The sequence below is a fragment of the Nocardiopsis sp. TRM 82005 genome (assembly GCF_056312425.1).
The window spans coordinates 37,291-60,051 of sequence record NZ_JBWDTQ010000008.1; the positions used below are offsets into that span (position 1 = coordinate 37,291).

Sequence of the window (22,761 nt, forward strand, 5' to 3'; positions counted from 1 at the left end):
CTCGCCCCATCGGCGGTAGGACCGCCCGAGGCCAGTGTCTGGCTGTACCCCCACGACAGGGGCGTCACAGTGGCGGAACCGCCCCGGATTTACACCGGGTTCCTGTACCACGGGCGAAGGATCCATACCCTAGCCCGCCGCTCCCGCCTCCGCTTCGGCGGGGCGGTCCGGCCCGGCGGAGCGGGCCGACGGCTTGGCGCCGCGGCGCAGGAAGCGGATCACCGGATGGCCGGGGCCGGGGACGACCTCGGCCCGCACCCCGTAGACCTCCTCGATGAGGGACGGGACCAGGACCTCGGAGGGCGTGCCCTCGGCGACGGCACGGCCGTCCCGGAGCACGAGCAGGCGGTCGCAGTACATCGCGGCCAGGTTGAGGTCGTGCAGGGCGATCACGGTGGTGACCGGGAGGCCCGTGACCAGTTCCAGCAGGTCGAGCTGGTGCTGGATGTCGAGGTGGTTGGTCGGCTCGTCGAGCAGGAGTTCGCTCGGCTCCTGGGCGAGGGCACGGGCGATCTGGGCGCGCTGGCGCTCGCCGCCGGACAGCGTGTGCCAGGACTGGTCGGCCCGTCCGGTGAGGCCGGCGCGTTCCAGGGCCGCCGCCACGGCGCGCAGGTCGGAGGCGGACATGGCCGACCAGGGGCGGCGGTGCGGGATGCGCCCCAGGGCCACGACGTCCCGGACCGTCAGCTCGGTCTGGGTGTGCGCGTTCTGCTGGACGGCGGCGACGCGCCGCGCCGCGGCGCGGCGTCCGGTCCGGCTCAGCCGCCGGCCGTCCAGGGTGACCACGCCCGCGGACGGCGCGAGGACGCCGGCGAGCAGCCGCAGCAGTGTGGACTTGCCCGAGCCGTTGGGGCCGAGCAGGCCGACGGTCTCGCCGGGACGCGGGGCCACGGTGACACCGTCGAGGACGAGGCGGCCGCCGACACGGCGGCTGACGCGGTCGGCGCTCAGCCCTCCACCGCCCCCGCCGGACGGTCTTCGGTCCCAGCCGCTCTCCCGTCCTCCGGCTGGGGGAACACCGGCGCGGACGCGGGCCACGGCCTGGTCGGAGTCGTTCATGTCAGCCTCCTGGCTCGGTACAGCACGGCGATGAAGGCGGGCACGCCGATGAGGGAGGTCACCACCCCCACCGGGATCTCCTGCGGATCCAGCGCGGTGCGGGCGACCGTGTCCACCCACACCAGGAAGACGGCCCCGGTCAGCGCGGTGACCGGCAGGAGCCTGGTGTGGGTGGAACCGGTGAGCGCACGCGCGGCGTGCGGCAGGACCAGGCCCACGAAGCCGATCGCCCCGGCGGAGCTGACCAGGACCGCGGTGAGCAGGGCGGTGGCGGTCAGGAGCAGCACGCGGGCCCGGACCACCCGGACGCCCAGGTTCGCGGCGGCCTCCTCGCCGAAGGCGAAGGCGTCCAGGGCGGTGGTGTGGGCGAGGCAGACGGCGAGCACGCCGACCAGCACCGCCGTGCACAGGACCACGTCGGTCCATCCGGCGCCGCTGAGGGAGCCGAGCAGCCAGAACAGCACCCCACGCGTGGTCTCGGCGTCCGCCGAGGTCAGCACGGTGAACGAGGTCAGCGCCGAGAACAGCTGCATGGCCGCGACCCCGGACAGCACGACGCGGTCCATGCTCCCGCCCAGGCTGTGGCTGAGCAGCATCACCATCCCGAAGGAGAGCAGCGCCCCGGCGAAGGCCCCCGCAGACAGCGACACCACCCCGGCGCCCCACCCGAGGACGATCACGGCGACAGCTCCGGTGGAGGCACCGGAGGAGACACCGAGCACGAAGGGGTCCGCCAGCGGGTTGCGGAGCAGGGACTGCATGACCGCGCCGCACAGGGCCAGGCCCGCCCCGCACACCGCGGCGAGCAGTGTACGGGGCATGCGCAGGTTCCACACGATGCCCTCCCGCAGCGGTGGCAGGGGGCTCTCACCGAACCCGAGGCGGGAGGCGACCGACCCCCAGACCTCGGCCGTGGCGATGTCGGCGGGGCCGATGGTCACGGTGACCGAGACCGACACGGCCAGTACCGCCAGTCCACTGGAGATGAGCAGCGCGAGACGCGCACCGCTCACTGGGTGAACCCGAGGCCGCGCAGACCGTCGGCGACCCGTTCGGTCCCCTCGACCGTGCGGATCGTCGGGTTCATGGCCTGGCCGCTGAGCAGGATGTACCGTTCCTCCCTCACCGCGGTGAGGTTGCGGGTGGCGGGGTTGGTCTCCAGGAAGTCGATCTTCGCCTCGGCGGTCTCGGCCGTCTGGGACTCGCGGGTCAGGTCGCCGAGCACGATGACGTCGGGGTCGCGGTCGGCGACGGTCTCCCAGTTGATCTGGGGCCACTCGTCGTGGGTGTCGTCGAAGGCGTTCTGCGCGCCGACCGCACGGGTGATGGCGCCCGGGGCGCCGCAGCAGCCGGCGAGGTAGGGCGACTGGGAGTTGGCGAACCAGTACATGAGGGAGGCGTCCGAGGCGTCCAGGCCCTCGGTCGCCGTGTCCACCCGCTGCTCCAGCCCCGCGACGAGCTCCTCCCCGCGCTCCCGCACACCGAAGACCCGGGCCAGGTCGCGGACCTCGCCGTAGACGGTGTCCAGGGTGAGCGGCTCACCGCGGGAGCCGTCCCCTCCGCTCTCGTTGTCCTTGCCCGCGGCGCAGTCGGACGGGGAGACGTACGTGGGCACGCCCAGCTCCTCGAACTGCTCCCGGGTGGCGACGCCGCCCGTGCCGAGCGTGGAGACGAAGGAGGCGGTCACGAAGTCCGGTTCGGCCTCCAGGACCCTCTCGAAGGAGGGGTTGTCGTCGGCCAGCCGCGGGACGCCCGCGTTCTCCTCCTCCAGCCCTTCCATGACCGGGTCGGTCCAGGTGGCGGTGCCCACGAGGCGGTCCGCCAGACCGAGGGAGAGGAGGATCTCGGTACTGCCCTGGTTGAGGGAGACGACTCGCTCCGGCACCGAGTCGGGGGCGACCCGGTGTCCGCAGTTGTCGATGGTGTGGGGGGAGCCGGTGCCGGCGGTGGGCTCCGCCCCGTCGGCCTCCCCGCCCTGGGAGGAGCCGCAGGAGGTGAGCAACAGGGAGGATATGAACAGGAGCGCGGCGGGGCGCGGCGCGTAACGCAGCATGGGGATGCCTTGGATGTCGGGGCTCGAACGCGGAGCCTGGCCTTGGTCGTCCTCCGCGCACTCGACGCGAAGGTGCCAGCAGGTCTTCGGACTCGGGTTCGCCCGGACAGGGTGCCTTCCCAGGCCGCGGCCGCGTCGACGCTCCGGTCGCCGCGGTCTCGCCCCAGTGGCGCAAAGTACCCTGCCCATCCCCCTCACCGCTGCGCGTCAGTTCCGGATTCGCACCGGATTCCCTGACCACGGAACGTGGTACGGCTGGCTCGGGCAGAGTACCAAGGCCCTGCCGGGGCCCTCCGCGGCGGAGAGGTCCGGCGGTGCTCCGCCGGGGCGTGGCTCAGACCGGGTCCGGGGTGTGCCGGCCGATCCAGGCCTGTGTGCGCCGGGGATCGGCCAGGCCGTCCCAGAAGCGCTCGGGGTAGTTGAACCACTCGGTGAACTCGTCGGCCAGGGAGGGGTTCCGGCCCAGTTCCCCGAGGAACCCCAGGAAGTCCTCGGGCAGGGTCTCCAGGTTCTCCATGAGCAGGTTGGTGGTGCGTGACGCCGACAGGACACGGTCCTGCCTGCGCCGGTCGACGTGCTCGACGAAACGGCGGTCGAGGACGTCCTGCCGGACGATCTCCTCGGCGAGCACCCACGCGGCGTGGGAGGCCATGTTGGCCCCCTGCCCGAGCAGGGGGTCCACGGTCACGTGTGCGTCGCCGAGGGCGAGCACGACGGTGCCGTCGTCCAGCACGGTGTGCGTGCGGCGCACCACCGGGGTGACCGCGCCCTGGACGATGCCGCGCGGCCCGTCCAGGGGAGCGAACTCCGCCGGATCGATCCGTTCGAAACATGCCGGATAGTGCTCACGGAGCAGGCCCAGGGCGAGATCCCGGTAGGCGTTCGGGTCGTCCTCGTAGGGCGTGGCGGCCAGGGCCTCCAGATCAGAGCCGTAGTGGTTCTCGATGACCAGGGACATGACCTGGCCGCCGTCGGTCCACGTGGGGATCTCGATCATCTCGCCCGCGCCGGGGGAGACGTGGAAGGTCACGTTGGGGGTGGGGTGCTGGGCGATGCCGGTGAACAGGCCGGCGCACAGCGCCCGCCGGGGACGGCTGAAGGGCGAGTGCGCGGGATCCCGGTCGAACATCCGCGCGAACGGGCCGCGTCCGGTGCACACCACGAGCAGGTCGAACCGGGAGGCCAGGGAGGAGACGTCCTCGGGCGAGAGCCGGCCGAGCACGAGCTCCCCGCCACGCTCGGCGAAGTCCTCGGTCAGCCGGGGCTGGTAGATCCGGTAGTCCACGGCCCGGCTGGGAGCGCGGAACACGCCCGCGAAGGCCGCGGGCTCCGGTCCGGGGCCCACGCGGTACTGGTGTCCGGGGTATCCGTACTCCTCCGCCGGCCAGTGGTCCACGCCGAGGGCGCGCTCACGTTCCACGGTCACCGCGTGGTGGGCGACGGTGTTGAGCACCTTGGACCGCCGTTGCTCGTCCGGTGAGCGCTCGGTGAAGAGGGCGACCTCCACCCCGTGCCGCAACAGGTGGAGGCCCAGGTGCAGGCCCGCGGTCCCGGCGCCGATGATGCCGATCCTCTTATTCACGCTTCTCCTGACGGCAGGGGTGTTTCGGAGCCGGGGCGGAACGGGATTCGTGGGGCCTGTCGGGGGCGGGGCCTTTTCCCTCACCGCTGGTGATCGTACTCAACAGGTTACGTCTCGGCCAGGGATGCGCGAGGAATTCGGCGAACGATTTACGGGAGAACGCAAGGGGGCCGAGCAGGACCCGGCTGCGGAGGTAACCCTCGGATCGCGGAGAACACGTTTGTCCGGGGGCGTGCTACCCATGCTCAGGGGGAACGCGTGTCGGAGACCGGGAAAGGCCGATGCTGCGACAGGGGCCGTCAGGGAGAACCGGGTCTGGCCGGTTTCCTTCGGCCTTTGGCCTCCGGTCCAAAGAATACTTGCCATGACTTCACGTCCGTTTCTGCGATCCCATAAGGTTCAGGGATGCGAAACAAGGCATGGCGGCCCTTTTTCGGACATCGGGCGCTGGGGCCCGCCGTACTGGTGACCGGGCTGGCCCTGATCGCCGGATCCGCGGTGTGGCTGACCATGAACGGTGCCGCCGGCATCCGGTACTCGGCCGACCACCACGACACCGTTCCCATGTGGCACCGCTGGGTCCCGGCCCTGGCGGGCCTGGTCCTCGTGCGGCTGGTACCGCCCCGGGAGCCGTCCGCGACGGGAGGCCCCGCGGAACGTGCGTCCCGCGTCCGTGCGGAGGTCCTCCTGGCGTCGGCCGTGCTCTTCGCCGTGGCGCTGCGGCTGGTGGGCGGCGGTGAACCCGCGCACACCGCCCTGAAGCTCACCCTGCTGCTGGCCGTGCCCCTGGTGCTGTTCCGGCTGACACGCGGCGATGACCCGGTCACACGGCCGGTATCCGAGCGGTCCACGGCGCGGTGGCGCTACGGGCCCGCGGTACCGGTGGCCGTCTGGCTCCTCCTCTCCTACACCGGACCGATGGCCGCACCGGCCAGCGACTACGCGGCGAGCGTCGACGCCGTCTCGCTGGTCGTCACCGTGGCCGTGGTGTTCGCCCTCAACAGCCTGCTCGAAGAGGTCTTCTACCGGCGCTGGCTCCAGACCCGGTGGGAGGGCGTGCTGGGCCGCTGGCCCGCCATCGTGCTGGCCTCCCTGCTCTGGGCGGTCTGGCACGTCGGCATCCAGGGCACGGGCCACCTTCCCACCGACCTGGCTTCCGCCCTCGTCAACCAGGGAGTGACGGGACTGTTCCTCGGCTACCTGTGGAGCCGCTACCGGTTGATGTGGCCCGTCCTTGTAGTCCACGGCGCGGTGAACGCGGTCCCGGTCCTGTCGGGGATGCTGTGAGGCCCTGTCGACGGCGGTGGTGACCGCGGGCGGGGCGGTCCTCGCGCCAGGGAGCGCCGCGGGCCGTGCGAAGCGCGAAGGGCCGGCCGGCTCCCGCGTTCGCGAACTCCCGGATGGAGGAGGGGCCGTCCCGTGGCGTAGGATCTGCGGTCCGAACGCACAGAGGACCGTACGCGGTGTGGGGAGGACGCGCCCGGGATGGCCGCCAAGAAGAAGAGCAAGTCGGGACGTCGCGCAGGTCGGGGCAAGGGCGCGAACGACATTCGACGGGGGCCGACGAGGGACCCCGGGCCGACCGGGAGCGTCGGGTGCTACTTCATCCTCGCGTCCATGCTCGTCATCGGCCTGGTCGTCGTGCTTCTGGAACTGTTCGGCTGACACGGCCGGGCGCGGGTACGCGGCGGTTCGGGACGCGACACGAGAGGGCGCATCCATGGAAGAAGTGATCGGACTCCTCGCCTTGGCCTTCGGGCTGTTCGCCGCCACGGGAGCGGTGCACCACGTCAGGAACTCCACCGTGGGCGGGGCCCTGGGGAGGAACGTCCTGATCGGCCTGAGGACGAAGGCCACCCTCGCCTCGGACCGGGCCTGGAGCGAGGGACACCTGGCGGCGGTCCCCTGGCTGACGGCCACCGTGCGCGTCGGGTACACCGCCGGAGCGGTCACGGTCGTGTCCGTCCCCGCGGCCATGGCGGTCGAGGCCCTCCTCCCCCTCACCTGGATCGCCGCCGTCGCGGGGTACACCGCCCTGATGGCGTTCCTGGTCACCGGGACGGTGAAGGCCGACGCGGCGGCCAAGGCGGTCCTGCTGGAGGAGGCCCGATAGGTCGCGGCCCCTCTCCGCCGCACCCATGCCCGTTCGCGGCCAGGAGAGGTCCGGTGGCACGGCGTCAGCCCACCCATCCCGCGGCCCGCCCGTGCGGGCCAGGAGCATCCGCACGGCCGACCAGGAGAAGCCCGTACCCGGCCACCCGGCCACCGCACCGGCCAGCGCGCTCGCCGACGGCCTGGACACTGCGTCCCGCCCGCTCCGACCTCGGTGTTTGTGTCCGTGGGTGCCGACCTGGGTATCGATGGCTGCGGCGGTTGTTTTCACGCGGGCACGCGGTGGTCCGCCGACTCCGGGGGCTGGTGAGGGGGCATACGGTATCTGAGCGGTCCCGTCCGAGCCGGATGGCGGTGGGCGGCCCACGCGGGTTCGGCGGCGCTGGAGCGCCTGTCCGCCAGTATGTGGTCGGTGTTGCAGGCCACCATCGCCGCGACCACGGCGTGGATCATCGCGGGCGGCCTCATCCAGGACCACTTCCCGTTCTTCGCGCCGATCGCCGCGGTCATCGCGCTCAACGCCACGGGCGGTGAGCGGGGAACCAACGCCGTCCGGATGCTGCTGGGCGTGGTCATCGGCATCGTCGTCGGCGAACTGGCGGTCGCCGCCACCGGCGGAGGCTACGCGGCACTGGCCGTCGCCATCGGCGTGGCGATGGCGATCGCGGTCGCCATCGGCGCCGAGCGGCTCGTGATGGCCCAGGCCGCGGCGGGCGCGATCCTCACCGTGACCTTCACCGACGGCCAGGTGGGCATCAGCCGGCTCACCGACGCCCTCGTCGGAGCGGGCGTGGCGCTCGTGATGAGCCAGCTGCTCTTCCCCACGCGCCCCGTCGCCCGGCTGCGCCGTACCGAGGAGACCGCGCTGGCGGAGATCGTGCGCATACTCGACGAGACCGGACGCGCTCTGAGGGAGGACGAGGACCCCTCCCCGCGGACGGTGGACCGCCTGGGCGCCCTGAGCAGGCCGATGGCCGACCTCAGCCGCGCGCGCGAGAACAGCCACCGCATCGCCCGCTGGTCCACCGCGCGGTGGACCAGCCCCGAACCGCTGCGGTACGAGGACGAGAGGGTCGACCGGCTCATCATCCTCGGTGAGAGCTGCCTGTCGCTCGCACGGACCGCGGCGTCCATGGAGGCGGGCGAGCGCCAACGCATCGCACCGGTGGTGTGCGAGATGGCCGCCGTACTCGACGTGCTCGCCAGCGACCTCGGCGACCGCCCCGCGCACCAGCGCGCGGTCGAGCTGGTGCTCGAAGTGGCCCGGCCGTTCGGCGGCGACACGGCCGACGATTCCATGACCGCGGCCACCCACCTGTCCGTGCTGATGGTCGCCACCGACATCATGCTGTTCGCCGGGCTCGAACCCGGGAGGGCCGAGCAGGCGCTCTCGAACGGGGAGGAGGAACCGCAGGTCACGCATCCGCCGACGGAGTCGTGGCTGCCGCGGGTACTGCGGAGCTCCTCTTCGCCGGGGAACCGTGGCCGTTGGCCCTTCCGGCGCCGCTGACGCCTCGGAACCCTCGCCCAGGCCCCTCCTCGCGTGCCAGCGGGTCGTGGGTGAAGGGGGAGTGTGCGGGCCGGGGTCAGTGCCGCGCGTCGCCCAGCAGCTTCTTCTGGACCTTGCCCATGGCGTTGCGCGGCAGCGTGTCCACCACGCGCACCTCGCGCGGGCGCTTGTGGACTGACAGGCGGGCGGTCGCGAAGTCGATGACGGCCTCCGGATCGATGCCCTCGCCCACCAGATAGGCGATGACGCGCTGGCCGAGGTCGTCGTCGGCCTCGCCCACCACGGCGGCCTCGTGTACCGCGGGGTGGCCGAGCAGCGCGGCCTCGACCTCGCCCGCGCCGACCCGGTAGCCGCCGGTCTTGATCATGTCGACCGACATTCGCCCCACGATCCGGTGCCAGCCGTCGGTGTCGCGGACCGCGGCGTCGCCGGTACGGAACCAGCCGTCGTCGGTCCACGCCGCCGCCGTGGCCTCGGGAAGGCCGAGGTAGCCGTCGAAGAGGGTGGCGCCGCGCACCTGTAGTTCGCCGATACTCTCACCGTCCGACGGGACGGGATCGCCGTGTTCACCACGCAGCCGTGACTCCAGACCGGGCAGCGCCGTCCCCACCCAGCCGGTACGCCGCGGCGCGTCGGCGCGCGCGGCCACGGTGATCAGCGTCTCGGTCATCCCGTACCGCTCCACGGGGCTGTGGCCGGAGGCCGCCCGCAGGCTGTCGGCCACCGTGTCGGGGAGCGGGGCGCTGCCCGACACCAGCAGCCGCGCCCCGGACAGGGCGCGGCCGCTGTCGGTGTCGCGCGCTATCCGCGACCACACGGTCGGCACCCCGAAGAACAGGCTTCCCCGCGCCCGTGCCGCGGCGGCGTAGGCGGCGGGGGAGGGGCGGACGGTGTGCACCAGGGGGCTGCCCACACGCAGTGCCCCCAGCACGCCCAGGACCAGCCCGTGCACGTGGAACATCGGCAGGCCGTGGACCAGTACGTCTTCGGGGGTCCAGGCCCAGGCGTCGGCGAGCGCGTCCAGGTCGGCGGCCACGGCCCGGCGTGACAGGACGGCGCCCTTGGGTGGGCCGGTGGTCCCGGAGGTGTACATGATCAGCGCGGTGGCCCCGGGCGGGGGCTCGGGGAGCGTGTGGGAGGAGCGCTCAGCCGGGTCGACGGGGACGGCCGGCAGGTCGATCCCGTCCTGTGGTGTCCCCAGCCACAGGGCGGCACCGGAGTCGCGCACGATGTGGCGGCGCTCGGCGGCCCCCGCGTCCGCGGGGACCGGGACCACGGGAACACCGGCCAGCAGGCCGCCGACGACCGCGACGACCGTCGCCAGAGAGGCCTCTCCGTGCACGGCGACGGCGTGGGCGCCGGCGATCCGCCCGGCCACGGCGGCCGCCGCCGACCACAGCCCCTCACGGTCGAGCTCCTCGTCACCGACCCGCGCCGCGAGCCCCTCGCCCGCCCCGGAGCCCAGCAGCATGTCCCACTCCGTCCGTCGTTCCCGACCCGGTCGCGAGCCAGTACACCACAGACGGGGCCGTGTTCTCCTTGCCACCGGGCCTCCGGCCGATTTGGATGGGAGGCGACGCACCCCGGCGGCCCCGGGCCGGGCCGTGGACGGCGGGGATGCGCAGCCCTTGTGGGGAAGACACGGAGGCGGGGACCGCATGGCCGACGACGCCCGATGGAAACTGATCGCGACGGGGCTCGACCAGCTCAGGGAACAGAGGCACTTCAAGGAGGGGCAGACCGCGCCCGCACGCCTGTTCTCCAACGGCGAGGCCCGGGTCATGCACCTGGCGTTGGACGAGGGCGCCGAGCTCAGGGAGCACATGACCCCCTCCCCGGTCCTGGTCCAGGTCCTCGAAGGCCGGATCCGGGTGGACGTCGAGGGCGAGAGCCACGAGCTCGACCCCGGCGGGATGATCTACGTGGCCGGGTCCGTCCCCCACGCGGTCACGACCGTCGGCGCCTCCCGCGTCCTGGTCTTCATGCTGGACCCCCAGAGCCACACGCACGAGTAGGTGTCACGGGACGGGTGCGAGTCCCCCACCGCACCCGGGCGGAGACCGCACCTCCGTACCGGCGGGCGGGAGGGCGCTCCTAGCATGGGGTCCATGAACGCACTCTCAGCGGAGCAGACCAACCGGGTCATCGCCCTGGCGATGGACCTCGCACGGGAGGGCCGGACGGAGGAGCTGCTGGAGTTCCTCGACCACGGCCTGCCCGTGGACACCCCCGACGAACAGGGCAACACCCTGGTGATGCTCGCCGCCTACCACGGCCGCGAGAGCACGGTCCGCGCCCTGGTCGACCGCGGAGCCGACGTCGACCTGCGCAACGAACGGGACCAGTCACCCGTGGCCGGAGCGCTGTTCAAGGGAGAGGAGGGCATCGTGGCCGTGCTCGTCGCCGCGGGAGCCGACCTCGACGCGGGTACGCCGAGCGCCCGTGCCGCGGCCGAGATGTTCGGCCGCACCGACATCCTGCCCTGACCCGGCACTGGCGGGGCCACGGCCCGGGCGCCCACGACGGAGACGAGCCGACGCGGTCGGGGCCGCGTCGGCTCGTCTGCTCAGGTGTTCGTTCAGGCGTTGTTCGGGTTGGGCTCGCTCGCGGAGACCTTGCCCGCGTGCAGGGCCTCGACGGCCTTGCGCACACCCTCGCCGTAGGCCGGGTCGGCCTTCGTGCAGTTGCCGATGTGGCGCTCGATGGTGGCCTGCGAGGCCCCGTCGATCGCACGCGCGGTGTTCTCGAACAGCCTCTGCTGCTCGTCCGCGCTCATCATGCGGAACAGGTCGCCGGGCTGCTCGAAGTAGTTGTCGTCGTCCTCGCGGTAGTCGAACCGGTCGGCGGTCGCGCCCACGGCCAGCGCCGGCTCGGCGTACTGGCTCTGCTCCTGCCAGCGGCCGTAGGAGTTGGGCTCGATGCCCGGAACGCCGCCCTGGTTGCCGTCCACGCGCATCGTGCCGTCGCGGTGGTAGGTGTTGACCAGCTTGGCCCCGCGGGGGTAGTTCACCGGGATCTGGTGGTGGTTGACGCCCAGGCGGTAGCGGGCGGCGTCACCGTAGGAGAAGAGGCGGCCCTGGAGCATGCGGTCGGGCGAGACGCCGACGCCCGGAACGATGTTGGCCGGGGTGAAGGCGGCCTGCTCCACGTCCGCGAAGTAGTTCTCCGGGTTGCGGTTGAGCTCGAACTCGCCGACCTCGATCAGCGGGTAGTCCTTCTTGGACCAGACCTTGGTGAGGTCGAAGGGGTGGAAGCGGTAGTCCGCGGCGTCGGCCTCGGGCATGATCTGGACGTAGAACGTCCACTTGGGGTTCTCGCCCCGCTCGATGGCGTCGAACAGGTCGCGCTGCGCGGACTCACGGTCATCGGCCACGACCTGGGCGGCCTCCTCGTCCGTGAGGTTCTTGATGCCCTGCTGGGTGCGGAAGTGGAACTTGGCCCAGAAGCGCTCGCCGGCCTCGTTGACGAACGAGAAGGTGTGCGAGCCGAAGCCGTGCATGTGGCGGTAGCCGTCGGGGATGCCGCGGTCCGACATCACGATGGTGACCTGGTGCAGGGCCTCGGGGAGGTTGGTCCAAAAGTCCCAGTTGTTCTCCGCCGAGCGCATGTTGGTGCGCGGGTCGCGCTTGACGGCGCGGTTGAGGTCGGGGAACTTCAGCGGGTCGCGGAAGAAGAAGACCGGGGTGTTGTTGCCGACGATGTCCCAGTTGCCCTCCTCGGTGTAGAAGCGCAGGGCGAAGCCGCGGATGTCGCGCTCGGCGTCGGCGGCACCGCGCTCACCGGCGACGGTGGAGAAGCGGGCGAACATCTCGGTCTGCTTGCCGACCTCGGAGAAGATCGCGGCCTTGCTGTACTGGGTGATGTCCTTGGTGACGGTGAAGGTGCCGAAGGCTCCGGAGCCCTTGGCGTGCATCCGGCGCTCGGGGATGACCTCACGGTCGAAGTGCGCGAGCTTCTCCAGGAACCACAGGTCCTGGAGCAGCATCGGTCCGCGCGGACCCGCGGTCATGCTGTTCTGGTTGTTCGCTACCGGGGCACCGTTGGCGGTGGTCATCGGCTGGGTGTTGTCCTGGGACATGACTTCCTTGGTCTTCGATGGGGTCTGTCGGTGCTGCGGCGGGGGTGCCGGTCGGGATCAGGCCTGCTGGCACCCGGGGCAGAGGCCCCAGTAGGTGACCTCGACCTCGTCGATGGCAAAACCGTGGTCCTGCGAACCCGTCATGCAGGGGGCGGATCCGGTGGCACAGTCCACGTCGGCGATCGCGCCGCAGCGACGGCAGACCACGTGGTGGTGGTTGTCACCCACTCGCCGCTCATAGCGCGCGGGTGACCCCTCCGGTTCGATACGCCTCACGAGGCCGGCGTCCGTCAGAGCCTTGAGCACGTCGTACACCGCCTGTGTGGATACAGCACCGAGCTGGCCGCGGACCACCTGGAGTACGGTGCCGGCGTCAGCGTGCGGGTGGGCCCCGAGCGCCGCCAGTACCGCGACCCGCGGTCGGGTCACGCGTAGCGAGGCCTCCCTGAGGAGGACCTCGGTCTCGGTCTGGTGCATGTGCCCATTGAAACACTTTTCTGGAACAGTTCCAACAAAGGGGTGCCTAACCCGGAGGCTGGGTGTGACGGCACCGGGTGTCCGCGGCCCGGTTTCCCCCTCCTCGTGTGTCACGTGCGGCGGCCGGGTAGCCGCTTGGCAGAATCGCCGGGTAGCGAGAACGCGTCCCCGGACTGTCGGCCGGCCGATGGACCGGGCCGTCCACGCGGTGGGACGGCGCCGACGGCGACCCGGCAGCGGACGAGCGGCCCAGGCGAGGGGATGGATGATCATGCGTGCTCTGACAGTGGTGCCGTCGAAGGCCGACTCGGTGCGGGTGAGCGAGATCGAGGCGCCCGTGCCGGGCGCGGGGGAGCTGCTCGTGGACGGTGTCGCGCTGGGCGTCTGCGGTACCGACCGCGAGATCGCCCGGGGCGAGTACGGTGAAGCGCCACCCGGGGCGGAGAGCCTGGTCCTGGGGCACGAGTCCCTGGGCCGGGTCCGGGAGGCACCGGACGGCAGCGGCTTCGCGCCGGGCGACCTGGTGGTCGGGGTCGTGCGACGGCCCGACCCCGAGCCGTGCGGCGCGTGCGGTCGCGGCGAGTTCGACATGTGCCGCAACGGGAGGTTCACCGAACGCGGCATCAAGGGCATCCACGGCTACGGTGCGCAGCAGTGGACGGTGGAGGCCGACTACGCGGTCAGGCTCGCCCCCTCGCTGGAGCGCGTCGGCGTACTGATGGAGCCCACCACGGTCGTCGCCAAGGCGTGGGAGCAGATCGAGCGGATCGGTAACCGGGCCTGGTTCGACCCGCGCCGCCTGCTCGTCACCGGCGCCGGCCCGATCGGCCTGCTGGCCGCACTGCTCGGTGCCCAGCGCGGCCTCGACGTGCACGTTCTGGACCGGGTGGAGACGGGGGTCAAACCCGACCTGGTGGCCGAGCTGGGGGCGACCTACCACACCGGGAGCATCGCCGACGTCGCCGCCGAGGGCGAGCCGGACGTGATCATCGAGGCCACCGGAGCGTCCAGGCTCATCGCGGATGCGATGGCCGACAACGCCTCCTACGGGATCGTCTGCCTCACCGGTATCTCCTCGGCCGGACGGACCATCAGCGTCGACGCCGGTGCGGTCAACCGGGAGATCGTCCTGGAGAACGACGTGATCCTCGGATCGGTCAACGCCAACCTGCGTCACTACGAGCTGGCCGCCCAGGCGCTGGCCCGAGCCGACCGCTCCTGGCTGGAGCGGATGATCACCCGACGTCTGCCGCTGGAGCGTGCGCACGAGGCGTTCGAGCCCGGCGGCGACGACATCAAGACCGTCATCGACCTGTGAGCCGCCGGGCCGCTTCGAACCCCGGCCCGGCCCACCGCCGGAAGGGGAGCGCGGGCGGGCCGCGAGGGCGGTTCCACACCCTTCACGGTCACCTTGTGTAGCGGTTTCCAGGAAAAGGTGGTCGCCACGTCCGGTGCGTCTGTTTTTCGGTAACCAACCGAACTTCCGCGATGCACTCGCTATTTCCCGTGCGGAACCTCATGAAGAAGAGGGGCCAGCAGGGGTGGGAAATCTGGAGAACGGGGGCCATGGTGCCCGTTTTCGCAGGCCGTATGCCGAACTCCGTCGCCCCGATGCGTGGATAACCCTCTGCGGGTGGAAATGCCGATGCCCGGTTGAGAATGGTGGATGGGGCCGATTGCGGCCGGGTCCGACGAACACGGGTCGTGCGGGTCCCGGGGTATCGGTGATAGCACGGGTTGTTTCGGAGTGTTGTTGACACCTGGCTCCCCGTGTCGAATATTCGATGGTCAGCGCGCTGAAAAAAGGACCGTTGATATTCGCTGTACACCTCGTGAGGAGTGTGGAATGGGAGCACGATACCTGGTGCGCCGCGCATCATCTGCTTTTCTCGGCCTGCTCGTGGCCGCCACCCTGGTCCCAGCGTCGGCGGCCGCCGACACCGTGGAGACCATGGGCGGATCGGGGCCCTACGACGCCGAGTACGTCACCACCCTGCGCCTGCGTGACCACACCATCTACCGTCCCGTCGACCTGCCCGAGAACGAGCAGCTTCCCGTCGTCGCCTGGGGCAACGGCGCCTGCCGCGCCGACGGGACGTGGTTCGAGAACTTCCTCACCGAGATCGCCTCGCACGGGTTCCTGGTCATCGCCAACGGCCGCCCGGGCGGCTCCGGCAGCACCGACGCCGAGATGCTCACCGAGGCCATCGACTGGGCGGTCGATGAGAACGACCGCTGGTTCAGCCGGTACCGGGGCCACATCGACACCGACAACATCGCGGTCATGGGCCAGTCCTGTGGCGGCCTGGAGACCTATGAGGTCGCCGACGACCCCCGTATCGACACCACCGTGCTGTGGAACAGCGGTCTCCTGAGCGACCGGGACAACGACCTGCTGGACGGACTGCACGCACCCGTCGCCTACTTCACCGGAGGTCCCGACGACATCGCCTACGAGAACGCCCTGGACGACTACAGTCGGCTGCCGCAGGGCCTGCCCGCGTTCATGGGCCACCTGGACGTCGGCCACTACGGCACCTTCGGCGAGGTCAACGGCGGCGAGTACGGCCGTGTGGGCGCCGCCTGGCTGAAGTGGCAGCTCAAGGGCGACCAGGGGGCCCGACAGGAGTTCGTCGGTAGCGACTGCGGTCTGTGCTCCACCGACTGGGACGTGAGGCAGAAGAACCTCGGCTAGCGCGGTGACCGGGAGCCCCACCGGATGGTCTTGCTCTTGGCGGCAGTGTCACTGGGAGCAAGGCCATCGCCGTCGGATGCTCGCCCCCCGCGGGGGTTCCCGGTCCGGGACGGGGCGCTGCCCGCCCAGGAGCTGACGGACCCGCCCGCTGGTACCGCATTGTGTCTTCTGTCGCGGCTTCGGTGCGACGTGGCACGATATGACATGTGATCAGCAGACCCGCCGCAGCGCAGTACCTGCGCGACCTCGCGCGGCTGCGCCGCGTCCGCGACCGGATCGACCGGGAGTACGCGCAGCCGCTGGACGTCGAGGCGCTCGCCCGCGGTGTGCACATGTCGGCCGGGCACCTCAGCCGCGAGTTCCGGCGCGCCTACGGCGAGTCGCCGTACGCCTATCTGATGACGCGGCGAATCGAGCGCGCGATGGCGCTGCTGCGCCGGGGCGACCTCAGCGTCACCGAGGTCTGCTTCACGGTCGGCTGTTCGTCGCTGGGCACTTTCAGCACCCGCTTCGCCGAGCTGGTCGGTATGCCGCCCAGCATCTACCGGCGCCAGGCGGCGCGCGCGACGGCGGGGATGCCGTCCTGCGTGGCGAGACAGGTGACCAGACCGGTCAGGAATCGAGAAGCGCCGGCACCCGAGCCGGGTCTAGCGTGACTGCCATGGACATCACCATTCACGCGAGCTTTCTTCCGCACGACGACCCGGACGCCTCCCTGGCCTTCTACCGCGACGCCCTCGGCTTCGAAGTCCGGGGCGACGTCGGATACGACGGGATGCGCTGGATCACGGTCGGCCCCGCCGGCCAGCCGAGCACGTCCATCGTCCTGGAACCGCCGGTCGCCGACCCCGGCGTCACCGAAGACGAGAGCCGCACCATCGTCGAGATGATGGCCAAGGGCACCTACGCCGGAGTCCTCCTGGCCACCGCCGACCTCGACGGCACCTTCGAACGGTTGCAGGCCGGCGGCACCGAGATCGTCCAGGAGCCGGCCGAGCAGCCCTACGGCGTCCGTGACTGCGCCGTCCGCGATCCCGCGGGCAACCTGGTCCGTATCCAGGAACTGCGCTGAGCCGCTTGGCGGCCGCGGCCATGACCTTGAACAGGCGGGCCCGTGAAGGATCCCGCGCACGAGGCCCGAGGAGACCGCGAAGGCGGCCCCGCCCAACGGATGGAGACACGATGAGCACGGACACGCGGTCGCCCGCGCCGCATGTCGCCGACAGCCACGACCTGATCCGTGTGTACGGCGCGCGCGAGAACAACCTCAAGGGCGTCGGCCTTGAGGTCCCGAAACGCCGGCTGACGGTGTTCACCGGCGTCTCCGGCTCGGGCAAGAGCTCCCTGGTGTTCGACACGATCGCCGCGGAGTCGCAGCGGCTGATCAACGAGACCTACAGCGCCTTCGTGCAGGGCTTCATGCCGACACTGGCACGGCCCGAGGTCGACGTACTCGACGGACTGACGACCGCGATCATCGTCGACCAGCAGCGGATGGGCACCGACCCCCGTTCCACGGTCGGCACCGCCACCGACGCCAACGCGATGCTGCGCATCCTCTTCAGCCGGCTCGGGCGGCCGCACATAGGCTCGCCCAACGCGTTCTCCTTCAACACCCCCACGGTCCGGGCGAGCGGGGCGATCACGGTCGAGCGCGGTGCCAGCAAGACCGTGAAACAGACCTTCACCCGCACCGGCGGCATGTGTCCGCGCTGTGAGGGCCGGGGCACGATCTCCGACTTCGACCTCACCCAGCTCTTCGACGACTCCAAGTCGATCGCCGAGGGCGCGATCACCATCCCCGGCTACAAGGCGGACGGCTGGTGGACGGTACGGATCTTCGCCGAGTCGGGCTTCGTCGACCCGGACAAGCCGATCCGCGACTACACCGGGACCGAACTGCACGACTTCCTCCACCGCGAGCCGACCAAGGTGAAGGTCAACGGCGTCAACCTCACCTACGAGGGGCTGATCCCCAAGATCCAGAAGTCGTTCCTCTCCAAGGACCGGGAGTCGATGCAGCCGCACATCCGGGCGTTCGTGGACCGTGCGATCACCTTCGTCGCCTGCCCCGAGTGCGACGGCACCCGGCTCAGCGAGGCGGCCCGGTCGTCGAGGATCGGGGGGACCAACATCGCTGACGCCTGCGCGATGCAGATCAGCGACCTCGCCGAGTGGATCCGCGGCCTCGACGAATCCGGGGGTACCTCCCGCGCGTACGGCGGCGTCAGCCACGCGCGGGGGACGGTGGCGCCGCTGCTGAGGGCGCTGGGGGACACCCTCGACTCGTTCGTGGAGATCGGACTGGGCTACCTCTCGCTCGACCGGCCGTCGGGCACGCTCTCGGGCGGCGAGGCACAGCGCACCAAGATGATCCGCCACCTCGGCTCCTCGCTCACCGACGCCACCTACGTCTTCGACGAGCCCACCATCGGCCTGCACCCCCACGACGTCCAGCGGATGAACGACCTGCTGCTGCGGCTGCGCGACAAGGGCAACACCGTCCTCGTCGTGGAGCACGAGCCGGAGACGATCGCGATCGCCGACCACGTCGTCGACCTCGGTCCCGGCGCCGGCACCGCCGGTGGCGAGGTGGTGTTCGAGGGCACCACCGAGGGCCTGCGGGCCAGCGGCACCGTCACCGGCCGCCATCTCGACGACCGGGCCGCCCTCAAGGAGACGGTGCGCGCGCCCACCGGCGCTCTGGAGATCCGCGGCGCGAGGGCGCACAACCTGCGCGACGTCGACGTCGACATCCCGCTCGGGGTGCTCGCCGTCGTCACCGGCGTCGCCGGCTCCGGCAAGAGCTCGCTCATGCACGGGTCGGTTCCCGCGGGCTCGGACGTGGTCTCGATCGACCAGGGCGCGATCCGCGGCTCACGACGGAGCAACCCGGCGACGTACACCGGACTGCTCGACCCGATCCGCAAGGCGTTCGCGAAGGCCAACGGTGTGAAGCCGGCGCTGTTCAGCGCCAACTCCGAGGGCGCCTGCCCCAACTGCAAGGGCGCCGGGGTCGTCTACACCGACCTGGGGATGATGGCCGGCGTCACCGTCACCTGCGAGGAGTGCGAGGGAAAGCGGTTCGAGGCCTCGGTCCTGGACCACCGCCTCGGCGGCCGCGACATCAGCGAGGTGCTCGCGATGCCGGTGTCCCAGGCGGGGGAGTTCTTCGGCGCCGGCGAGGCGCGCACGCCGGCCGCGCACAGGATCCTCGACCGGCTCGCCGGCGTCGGACTCGGCTACCTCGCCCTCGGCCAGCCGCTCACCACGCTGTCCGGCGGCGAGCGGCAGCGGCTCAAGCTGGCCACCCGCATGGCTGAGAAGGGCGGCGTCTACGTCCTCGACGAGCCGACCGCCGGCCTCCACCTCGCCGACGTCGAGCAGCTGCTCGGCCTGCTCGACCGGCTCGTCGACTCCGGCAAGTCGGTCGTGGTCATCGAGCACCACCAGGCGGTCATGGCGCACGCCGACTGGATCATCGACATCGGCCCCGGTGCCGGCCACGACGGCGGCCGGGTCGTCTTCGAGGGCACGCCCGCCGACCTCGTCGCCGACCGCTCAACCCTCACCGGCGAGCACCTCGCGGCCTACGTCGGCACCTGACCAGGGTCCCGAGGACACAGCGGGACGGGTTCTCCCACCTGTTCCGACACCGGCATGTGCGGGACCGGGGTCGTCCCGGGCCCGCAGATCGGCCGGGAGCGCGTCCGGTACCGGCCGTTATGGAACTCCGTGAGCCTGTTGCCAGGATCGGTCCGCACTCATGTCCCCTCGTGGCGCTTTGTGGACGAATCGCGAGAACTCCACACCCTGGATCGTCCGGTGACGGGGTGGTTGCTTTGGGTGGCCATAGAACGAGGGCGAAGTGGCACGGTGCGTTCGGCGGCCGGTCACCGAGCCGCCAAGGAGAGGGAGCCGCCACCATGCGCATCCACCGAACCGCGTCCGGGCACCGTCACGGGGCGCGGACCCTCGTCGCGGTCCTTGCCGCCGGTCTCGCCGTCGGCGCACCGCCGGCCGCCGGAGCCGCCACCGGGACCGGGACGCAGGATCCGGTCTGTGTCTCGGAGTCGCACCCCGAGGCCGCGGAACGCCTCAACGAGCGGATCCCACAGGAGGCGGACGGGCGTGAGGGGCGTGTCTCGGTCGGGGTGTCCGCGTACGGCGGCGACCTCGTCTGCGGGCTCGACCCCGACGCCGAGTTCGACGCGGCCAGCGTCGGCAAGGTCGTCGTCCTCGGCGCACTGCTGCGCACCGCCATGGACGAGGAGCGCGAGCTCACCGACGAGGAACGGAGACTGGCGAACGACATGATCACCGTCTCCGACAACGACGCGGCCGGAGAACTGCGCGACCGGCTCGGCGCCGAGCGCCTCCAGAGCTTCCTCGACCTGGCGGGGATGGACGACACGAGGCTGCATCCCGAGAACTACGTCGGGCTGATGAAGATCACCGCAGGCGACCAGCTCACCCTGCTCGGCCTGCTGCGCACGGACAACGACGTGCTCGGCTCCGAAGAGCGCTCCTACGCACGCGGTCTCATGGGTGACGTGGTCGAGGAGCAGAGGTGGGGGGTGCCCGACGGGGCGCCCGAGGGGGCCGAGGCGTACCTGAAGAACGGCTGGCTGCCCCACAAGGGCACGGACGTCTGGCGGGTGAACAGCGTGGGCGGCTTCCGGAACACCCCGGTCGGGGACTACGACGTCGTCGTCCTCACCGATGACAGCCCGGGCATGGAGTACGGGGTGGAGACCATCGAGTCCGTGGCCGCGGGTGTGCACTCCGCCCTCACCGAAGAGGGAGGCCGGACCCAGAAGCAGCGAACCGGACCGCCGCTTCCCTCCGACGGTTCCGACCGCGCCTGACCCCGGACACGTGCTGCCGCGTGCTGCCGCGAGGCACCGTGGCAGCACGTCGGTGTGCACCGAGAACACGGAGGGTTTATTGAGGATAACTGGATATGGTTGGCCTTATTCACAAAATATGGTGTATGTTGCGTGTGAAGCAGGCGGAGCATGGTTTCCCCTGCCGGAGAAGGGCGTGCACATGTCGTCCCGTTCTCTCCGTCGTTCGCCGCCCCTCCCGGCGCGCGGCTCCCCCGTACACACAGACCGGAGTACACCATGACCCAGCCCCAGCAGCCGCCCTACGGCCAGTCCATGCCGCCCGTGCCACCCAAGCAGGGCATGTCCACGGGAAAGAAGTTCGGCCTCGGGTGCGGTGGGTGCCTCGGTGTCCTCCTCATCCTGCTTCTGATCGGCGGGTGCATGGCCGCGCTGTCCGGCGACGACTCCGGCGGCGGCGCCCAGGAGCCCACCGCCACCGAGGAGGAGGCGGCCCAGGATGCGGACGAGGACGCTCCCGCGGAGGAGGAGGCCCCGGAGGAGCAGGCGGTCGCCATGACGGCCGAGGCCACCGAGTTCACACCGAGCATCCTCCATGACGGTGGGGACTTCACCAGTGTGTACATCACCGTCGAGAACAACAGTGACGAGAACGTTGACGTCAACCCGCTCTACTTCGCGATCGTCGCCGATGACGGCACCAAAAAGGACACCTCTGGTGGCCTGGGAGAGGCCGAGGACCAGATCGACACGATGACCCTGAGCCCCGGGCAGCGGGCCGAGGGCGTCATCACCGCCGAGGGCGACTTCACCCCCGCCAGCGTGGAGTTCAGCGGCCCTCTCGGTATGGGCGAGACCTACACCGTCGAGGTCGGATAGACGGGCGGCCCGGACGGGGACCGCCTACGAGCGGACCGCTGGTCGAAACGAGTGGGTCCGACCAGCGGTCCGCGCCCTTGGCGTCGCCGGCCCCGCGCCGGGGCGCCCCTCACCTGTCGCGTAGCGGGACCCGGGAGACGGGGACACCCTCCGGTCGCCCCGGAGAACCCCCGGGGATCAGGGCTTGCGGGCGACCGCTCCCCGCATGGCGATGTCGGGAAGGGAACCGATCTCGGGCCGCTCCGTGCGCCAGAGCGTCACCGGAACGACTCCGGGGTCGAGCAGCTCCAGACCGTCGAAGTAGGAAGTGAATTCCGCGGGCGTGTGTGAACGGTAGGACAGGGCCGCTCCCTCGTTCCACTGGTCCAGCGCCGTGGCCGCACCGGGGTCCTCGGGCATCACGTGGTCGCCCACCATCACGAAACTCCCCGGGGCGAGGGCGTCCCTGTAGCGGCTCATGATGTCGAGGGCCTCGGCCAGGTCGGGGATGTGCCCGAGCGTGCCCACGACACTGAGCGCCACGGGGCGGTCGAAGTCCAGCAGCTCGCCCGCCGCTTGCAGGACCCTGCCGGTGTCGCGCAGGTCGGTGTCCACGAACTGGGTGGCGCCCCGCTCACTACTCACCAGCAGGGCCCGGGCGTGGGCCAGGACCATCGGGTCGTTGTCGACGTAGACCACCCGGGACTCGGGGGCCGCGGCCTGCGCCACCTCGTGGGTGTTGTCGTAGGTCGGCAGGCCCGTGCCGATGTCCAGGAACTGCCGGATACCCTCCTCCCGTGCCAGGTGCGTGATACCGCGGACCAGGAAGCCCCTGCCCGCACGGGCGTCGGCGGCGATGTTCGGGTAGGTGCGCAGGATCTGCTCGCCGAGCTCGCGGTCGACGGGATAGTGGTCCTTTCCGCCCAGCCAGTAGTTCCACACCCGCGCGGAGTGCGCCACGGAGGTGTCGACGCCTGCCGGGGCCGCGGGGTCATGGGGGTGGGTCATCGCGTGTGTCCGATCCGTTCGGGGGCGGCTCTGCTCTCAGGGCTTAGGGGTGACTCCGCCGTACTGGGCGGTCTCCCCGGGCCCGCCCGAGCTCGCGGAACCGGGACGCCGGAACGGCACGGAGGCCACGCCGGGCTCCAACGGCTCCAGCCCGCCGAAGAACCGCTCCAGCTCCTCGGCCGCGCGCGGGTGGACGGGCACGCGCGCCGAGCGGACCACGGCGGCGCCGTCCACGGGGAGTGTCCGTCACGGGGAAGCCTCTCAGCCACCAGAGGTGTGATGCCGTGCATTGTCCCGGTTGCCGAGTGTGCGGGGCAAGCCCGAAAGCGCTGTGGGACGGGCCCTCACGCTGATCGGCAGGTGCTCTGGCGGATCCGTGCGAAGGCGGGGCCGTACAGGTCGGTTGCCCGACACCGGCGATTCGTGTGTGACACCGCTTGAGCCGCCGTGCGAATTTTGCAGAACCACCCAGCGCTCGCGGT

22 protein-coding genes and 2 riboswitches are annotated in these 22,761 nt (G+C 71.1%); of the genes, 13 read left to right on the forward strand and 9 right to left on the reverse strand.

What is annotated here, in order from left to right; genetic code table 11:
- Positions 1-12 precede the first annotated feature (12 nt).
- Positions 13-127, reverse strand: a riboswitch (cobalamin riboswitch).
- 2 nt (positions 128-129) lie between these two features.
- The 4 genes from AC0T5L_RS06000 to styA form a co-directional block, all read right to left on the reverse strand.
- Positions 130-1,059 (reverse strand): ABC transporter ATP-binding protein, encoded by a 930-nt coding sequence (locus AC0T5L_RS06000; RefSeq protein ID WP_476164368.1) that lies wholly within the window; start codon positions 1,057-1,059, stop codon positions 130-132.
- Positions 1,056-2,072, reverse strand: a complete 1,017-nt coding sequence (locus AC0T5L_RS06005) for a FecCD family ABC transporter permease (protein WP_476164369.1) — start codon at positions 2,070-2,072, stop codon at positions 1,056-1,058. Before AC0T5L_RS06005 ends, AC0T5L_RS06000 begins: the two co-directional genes overlap by 4 nt.
- Positions 2,069-3,112, reverse strand: coding sequence for an ABC transporter substrate-binding protein (locus AC0T5L_RS06010; protein ID WP_476164370.1), 1,044 nt, complete (start codon positions 3,110-3,112; stop codon positions 2,069-2,071). Before AC0T5L_RS06010 ends, AC0T5L_RS06005 begins: the two co-directional genes overlap by 4 nt.
- Positions 3,113-3,172: 60 nt before the next feature.
- Positions 3,173-3,387: riboswitch (cobalamin riboswitch) on the reverse strand.
- A 59-nt stretch (positions 3,388-3,446) separates the two neighbouring features.
- On the reverse strand, positions 3,447-4,694 hold the full coding sequence (styA, locus tag AC0T5L_RS06015; protein ID WP_476164371.1) for a styrene monooxygenase subunit StyA: 1,248 nt from the start codon (positions 4,692-4,694) through the stop codon (positions 3,447-3,449).
- 405 nt (positions 4,695-5,099) lie between these two features.
- Here styA and AC0T5L_RS06020 point away from each other — a divergent pair, with 405 nt between their 5' ends.
- The 4 genes from AC0T5L_RS06020 to AC0T5L_RS06035 all read left to right on the forward strand — a co-directional run bounded on the left by AC0T5L_RS06020 (position 5,100) and on the right by AC0T5L_RS06035 (position 8,316).
- A complete protein-coding gene (locus AC0T5L_RS06020; RefSeq protein ID WP_476164372.1) occupies positions 5,100-5,981 on the forward strand; it encodes a lysostaphin resistance A-like protein in 882 nt (293 codons plus the stop codon).
- Positions 5,982-6,179: 198 nt separating this feature from the next.
- Complete coding sequence (locus tag AC0T5L_RS06025) at positions 6,180-6,359, forward strand: hypothetical protein (RefSeq protein WP_476164373.1); 180 nt, start codon at positions 6,180-6,182, stop codon at positions 6,357-6,359.
- A 55-nt stretch (positions 6,360-6,414) separates the two neighbouring features.
- Positions 6,415-6,807 (forward strand): hypothetical protein, encoded by a 393-nt coding sequence (locus AC0T5L_RS06030; protein WP_476164374.1) that lies wholly within the window; start codon positions 6,415-6,417, stop codon positions 6,805-6,807.
- A 315-nt stretch (positions 6,808-7,122) separates the two neighbouring features.
- Complete coding sequence (locus AC0T5L_RS06035; protein WP_476164397.1) at positions 7,123-8,316, forward strand: FUSC family protein; 1,194 nt, start codon at positions 7,123-7,125, stop codon at positions 8,314-8,316.
- Positions 8,317-8,392: 76 nt separating this feature from the next.
- On the opposite strand, the gene AC0T5L_RS06040 is transcribed toward AC0T5L_RS06035, so the two are convergent.
- Complete coding sequence (locus AC0T5L_RS06040; protein ID WP_476164375.1) at positions 8,393-9,787, reverse strand: acyl-CoA synthetase; 1,395 nt, start codon at positions 9,785-9,787, stop codon at positions 8,393-8,395.
- Between the two features lie 187 nt (positions 9,788-9,974).
- Here AC0T5L_RS06040 and AC0T5L_RS06045 point away from each other — a divergent pair, with 187 nt between their 5' ends.
- Together AC0T5L_RS06045 and AC0T5L_RS06050 are read left to right on the forward strand one after the other, a co-directional pair.
- Positions 9,975-10,331 (forward strand): cupin domain-containing protein, encoded by a 357-nt coding sequence (locus tag AC0T5L_RS06045; RefSeq protein WP_476164376.1) that lies wholly within the window; start codon positions 9,975-9,977, stop codon positions 10,329-10,331.
- Between the two features lie 93 nt (positions 10,332-10,424).
- Positions 10,425-10,802, forward strand: coding sequence for an ankyrin repeat domain-containing protein (locus AC0T5L_RS06050; RefSeq protein WP_476164377.1), 378 nt, complete (start codon positions 10,425-10,427; stop codon positions 10,800-10,802).
- A gap of 92 nt (positions 10,803-10,894) precedes the next feature.
- On the opposite strand, the gene AC0T5L_RS06055 is transcribed toward AC0T5L_RS06050, so the two are convergent.
- Both AC0T5L_RS06055 and AC0T5L_RS06060 read right to left on the reverse strand, forming a co-directional pair.
- Positions 10,895-12,394, reverse strand: a complete 1,500-nt coding sequence (locus AC0T5L_RS06055; protein WP_476164378.1) for a catalase — start codon at positions 12,392-12,394, stop codon at positions 10,895-10,897.
- A 57-nt stretch (positions 12,395-12,451) separates the two neighbouring features.
- Entirely contained in the window at positions 12,452-12,871 is a 420-nt protein-coding gene (locus AC0T5L_RS06060; RefSeq protein WP_476164379.1) for a Fur family transcriptional regulator, read from the reverse strand.
- 271 nt (positions 12,872-13,142) lie between these two features.
- On the opposite strand from AC0T5L_RS06060, the gene AC0T5L_RS06065 reads away from it, so the two are divergent.
- The 7 genes from AC0T5L_RS06065 to AC0T5L_RS06095 all read left to right on the forward strand — a co-directional run bounded on the left by AC0T5L_RS06065 (position 13,143) and on the right by AC0T5L_RS06095 (position 21,292).
- Complete coding sequence (locus tag AC0T5L_RS06065; protein WP_476164380.1) at positions 13,143-14,189, forward strand: glucose 1-dehydrogenase; 1,047 nt, start codon at positions 13,143-13,145, stop codon at positions 14,187-14,189.
- 528 nt (positions 14,190-14,717) lie between these two features.
- The gene (locus tag AC0T5L_RS06070; RefSeq protein WP_476164381.1) at positions 14,718-15,566 is read left to right on the forward strand and encodes a poly(ethylene terephthalate) hydrolase family protein; all 849 of its coding nucleotides are present in this window, start codon (positions 14,718-14,720) and stop codon (positions 15,564-15,566) included.
- Positions 15,567-15,772: 206 nt separating this feature from the next.
- Entirely contained in the window at positions 15,773-16,222 is a 450-nt protein-coding gene (locus AC0T5L_RS06075; RefSeq protein WP_476164382.1) for a helix-turn-helix transcriptional regulator, read from the forward strand.
- A 5-nt stretch (positions 16,223-16,227) separates the two neighbouring features.
- Positions 16,228-16,638, forward strand: coding sequence for a VOC family protein (locus tag AC0T5L_RS06080; RefSeq protein WP_476164383.1), 411 nt, complete (start codon positions 16,228-16,230; stop codon positions 16,636-16,638).
- Positions 16,639-16,748: 110 nt separating this feature from the next.
- Complete coding sequence (locus tag AC0T5L_RS06085; RefSeq protein ID WP_476164384.1) at positions 16,749-19,172, forward strand: ATP-binding cassette domain-containing protein; 2,424 nt, start codon at positions 16,749-16,751, stop codon at positions 19,170-19,172.
- 320 nt (positions 19,173-19,492) lie between these two features.
- A complete protein-coding gene (locus tag AC0T5L_RS06090; RefSeq protein ID WP_476164385.1) occupies positions 19,493-20,434 on the forward strand; it encodes a serine hydrolase in 942 nt (313 codons plus the stop codon).
- A 258-nt stretch (positions 20,435-20,692) separates the two neighbouring features.
- Complete coding sequence (locus AC0T5L_RS06095; protein WP_476164386.1) at positions 20,693-21,292, forward strand: DUF4352 domain-containing protein; 600 nt, start codon at positions 20,693-20,695, stop codon at positions 21,290-21,292.
- 177 nt (positions 21,293-21,469) lie between these two features.
- Here the strand turns inward: AC0T5L_RS06095 and AC0T5L_RS06100 are convergent, their stop codons facing one another.
- Positions 21,470-22,279: an SAM-dependent methyltransferase gene (locus AC0T5L_RS06100; protein WP_476164387.1), complete on the reverse strand. Its 810-nt coding sequence runs from the start codon at positions 22,277-22,279 to the stop codon at positions 21,470-21,472.
- Positions 22,280-22,315: 36 nt separating this feature from the next.
- Positions 22,316-22,513, reverse strand: coding sequence for a hypothetical protein (locus tag AC0T5L_RS06105; RefSeq protein WP_476164388.1), 198 nt, complete (start codon positions 22,511-22,513; stop codon positions 22,316-22,318).
- Between the last annotated feature and the right edge of the window lie 248 nt (positions 22,514-22,761).

What these genes read in the sequence shown, in the direction of transcription:
- AC0T5L_RS06025 (WP_476164373.1), top strand. Translation starts at nt 6,180, where the DNA reads ATGGCCGCCAAGAAGAAGAGCAAGTCGGGACGTCGCGCAGGTCGGGGC.
- AC0T5L_RS06050 (WP_476164377.1), top strand. Translation starts at nt 10,425, where the DNA reads ATGAACGCACTCTCAGCGGAGCAGACCAACCGGGTCATCGCCCTGGCG.
- AC0T5L_RS06010 (WP_476164370.1), bottom strand. Translation starts at nt 3,112, where the DNA reads ATGCTGCGTTACGCGCCGCGCCCCGCCGCGCTCCTGTTCATATCCTCC.
- AC0T5L_RS06080 (WP_476164383.1), top strand. Translation starts at nt 16,228, where the DNA reads ATGGACATCACCATTCACGCGAGCTTTCTTCCGCACGACGACCCGGAC.
- AC0T5L_RS06000 (WP_476164368.1), bottom strand. Translation starts at nt 1,059, where the DNA reads ATGAACGACTCCGACCAGGCCGTGGCCCGCGTCCGCGCCGGTGTTCCC.
- AC0T5L_RS06055 (WP_476164378.1), bottom strand. Translation starts at nt 12,394, where the DNA reads ATGTCCCAGGACAACACCCAGCCGATGACCACCGCCAACGGTGCCCCG.
- AC0T5L_RS06085 (WP_476164384.1), top strand. Translation starts at nt 16,749, where the DNA reads ATGAGCACGGACACGCGGTCGCCCGCGCCGCATGTCGCCGACAGCCAC.
- AC0T5L_RS06030 (WP_476164374.1), top strand. Translation starts at nt 6,415, where the DNA reads ATGGAAGAAGTGATCGGACTCCTCGCCTTGGCCTTCGGGCTGTTCGCC.
- AC0T5L_RS06060 (WP_476164379.1), bottom strand. Translation starts at nt 12,871, where the DNA reads ATGCACCAGACCGAGACCGAGGTCCTCCTCAGGGAGGCCTCGCTACGC.
- AC0T5L_RS06070 (WP_476164381.1), top strand. Translation starts at nt 14,718, where the DNA reads ATGGGAGCACGATACCTGGTGCGCCGCGCATCATCTGCTTTTCTCGGC.
- AC0T5L_RS06065 (WP_476164380.1), top strand. Translation starts at nt 13,143, where the DNA reads ATGCGTGCTCTGACAGTGGTGCCGTCGAAGGCCGACTCGGTGCGGGTG.
- AC0T5L_RS06020 (WP_476164372.1), top strand. Translation starts at nt 5,100, where the DNA reads ATGCGAAACAAGGCATGGCGGCCCTTTTTCGGACATCGGGCGCTGGGG.
- AC0T5L_RS06090 (WP_476164385.1), top strand. Translation starts at nt 19,493, where the DNA reads ATGCGCATCCACCGAACCGCGTCCGGGCACCGTCACGGGGCGCGGACC.
- AC0T5L_RS06045 (WP_476164376.1), top strand. Translation starts at nt 9,975, where the DNA reads ATGGCCGACGACGCCCGATGGAAACTGATCGCGACGGGGCTCGACCAG.
- AC0T5L_RS06040 (WP_476164375.1), bottom strand. Translation starts at nt 9,787, where the DNA reads ATGCTGCTGGGCTCCGGGGCGGGCGAGGGGCTCGCGGCGCGGGTCGGT.
- AC0T5L_RS06100 (WP_476164387.1), bottom strand. Translation starts at nt 22,279, where the DNA reads ATGACCCACCCCCATGACCCCGCGGCCCCGGCAGGCGTCGACACCTCC.
- AC0T5L_RS06095 (WP_476164386.1), top strand. Translation starts at nt 20,693, where the DNA reads ATGACCCAGCCCCAGCAGCCGCCCTACGGCCAGTCCATGCCGCCCGTG.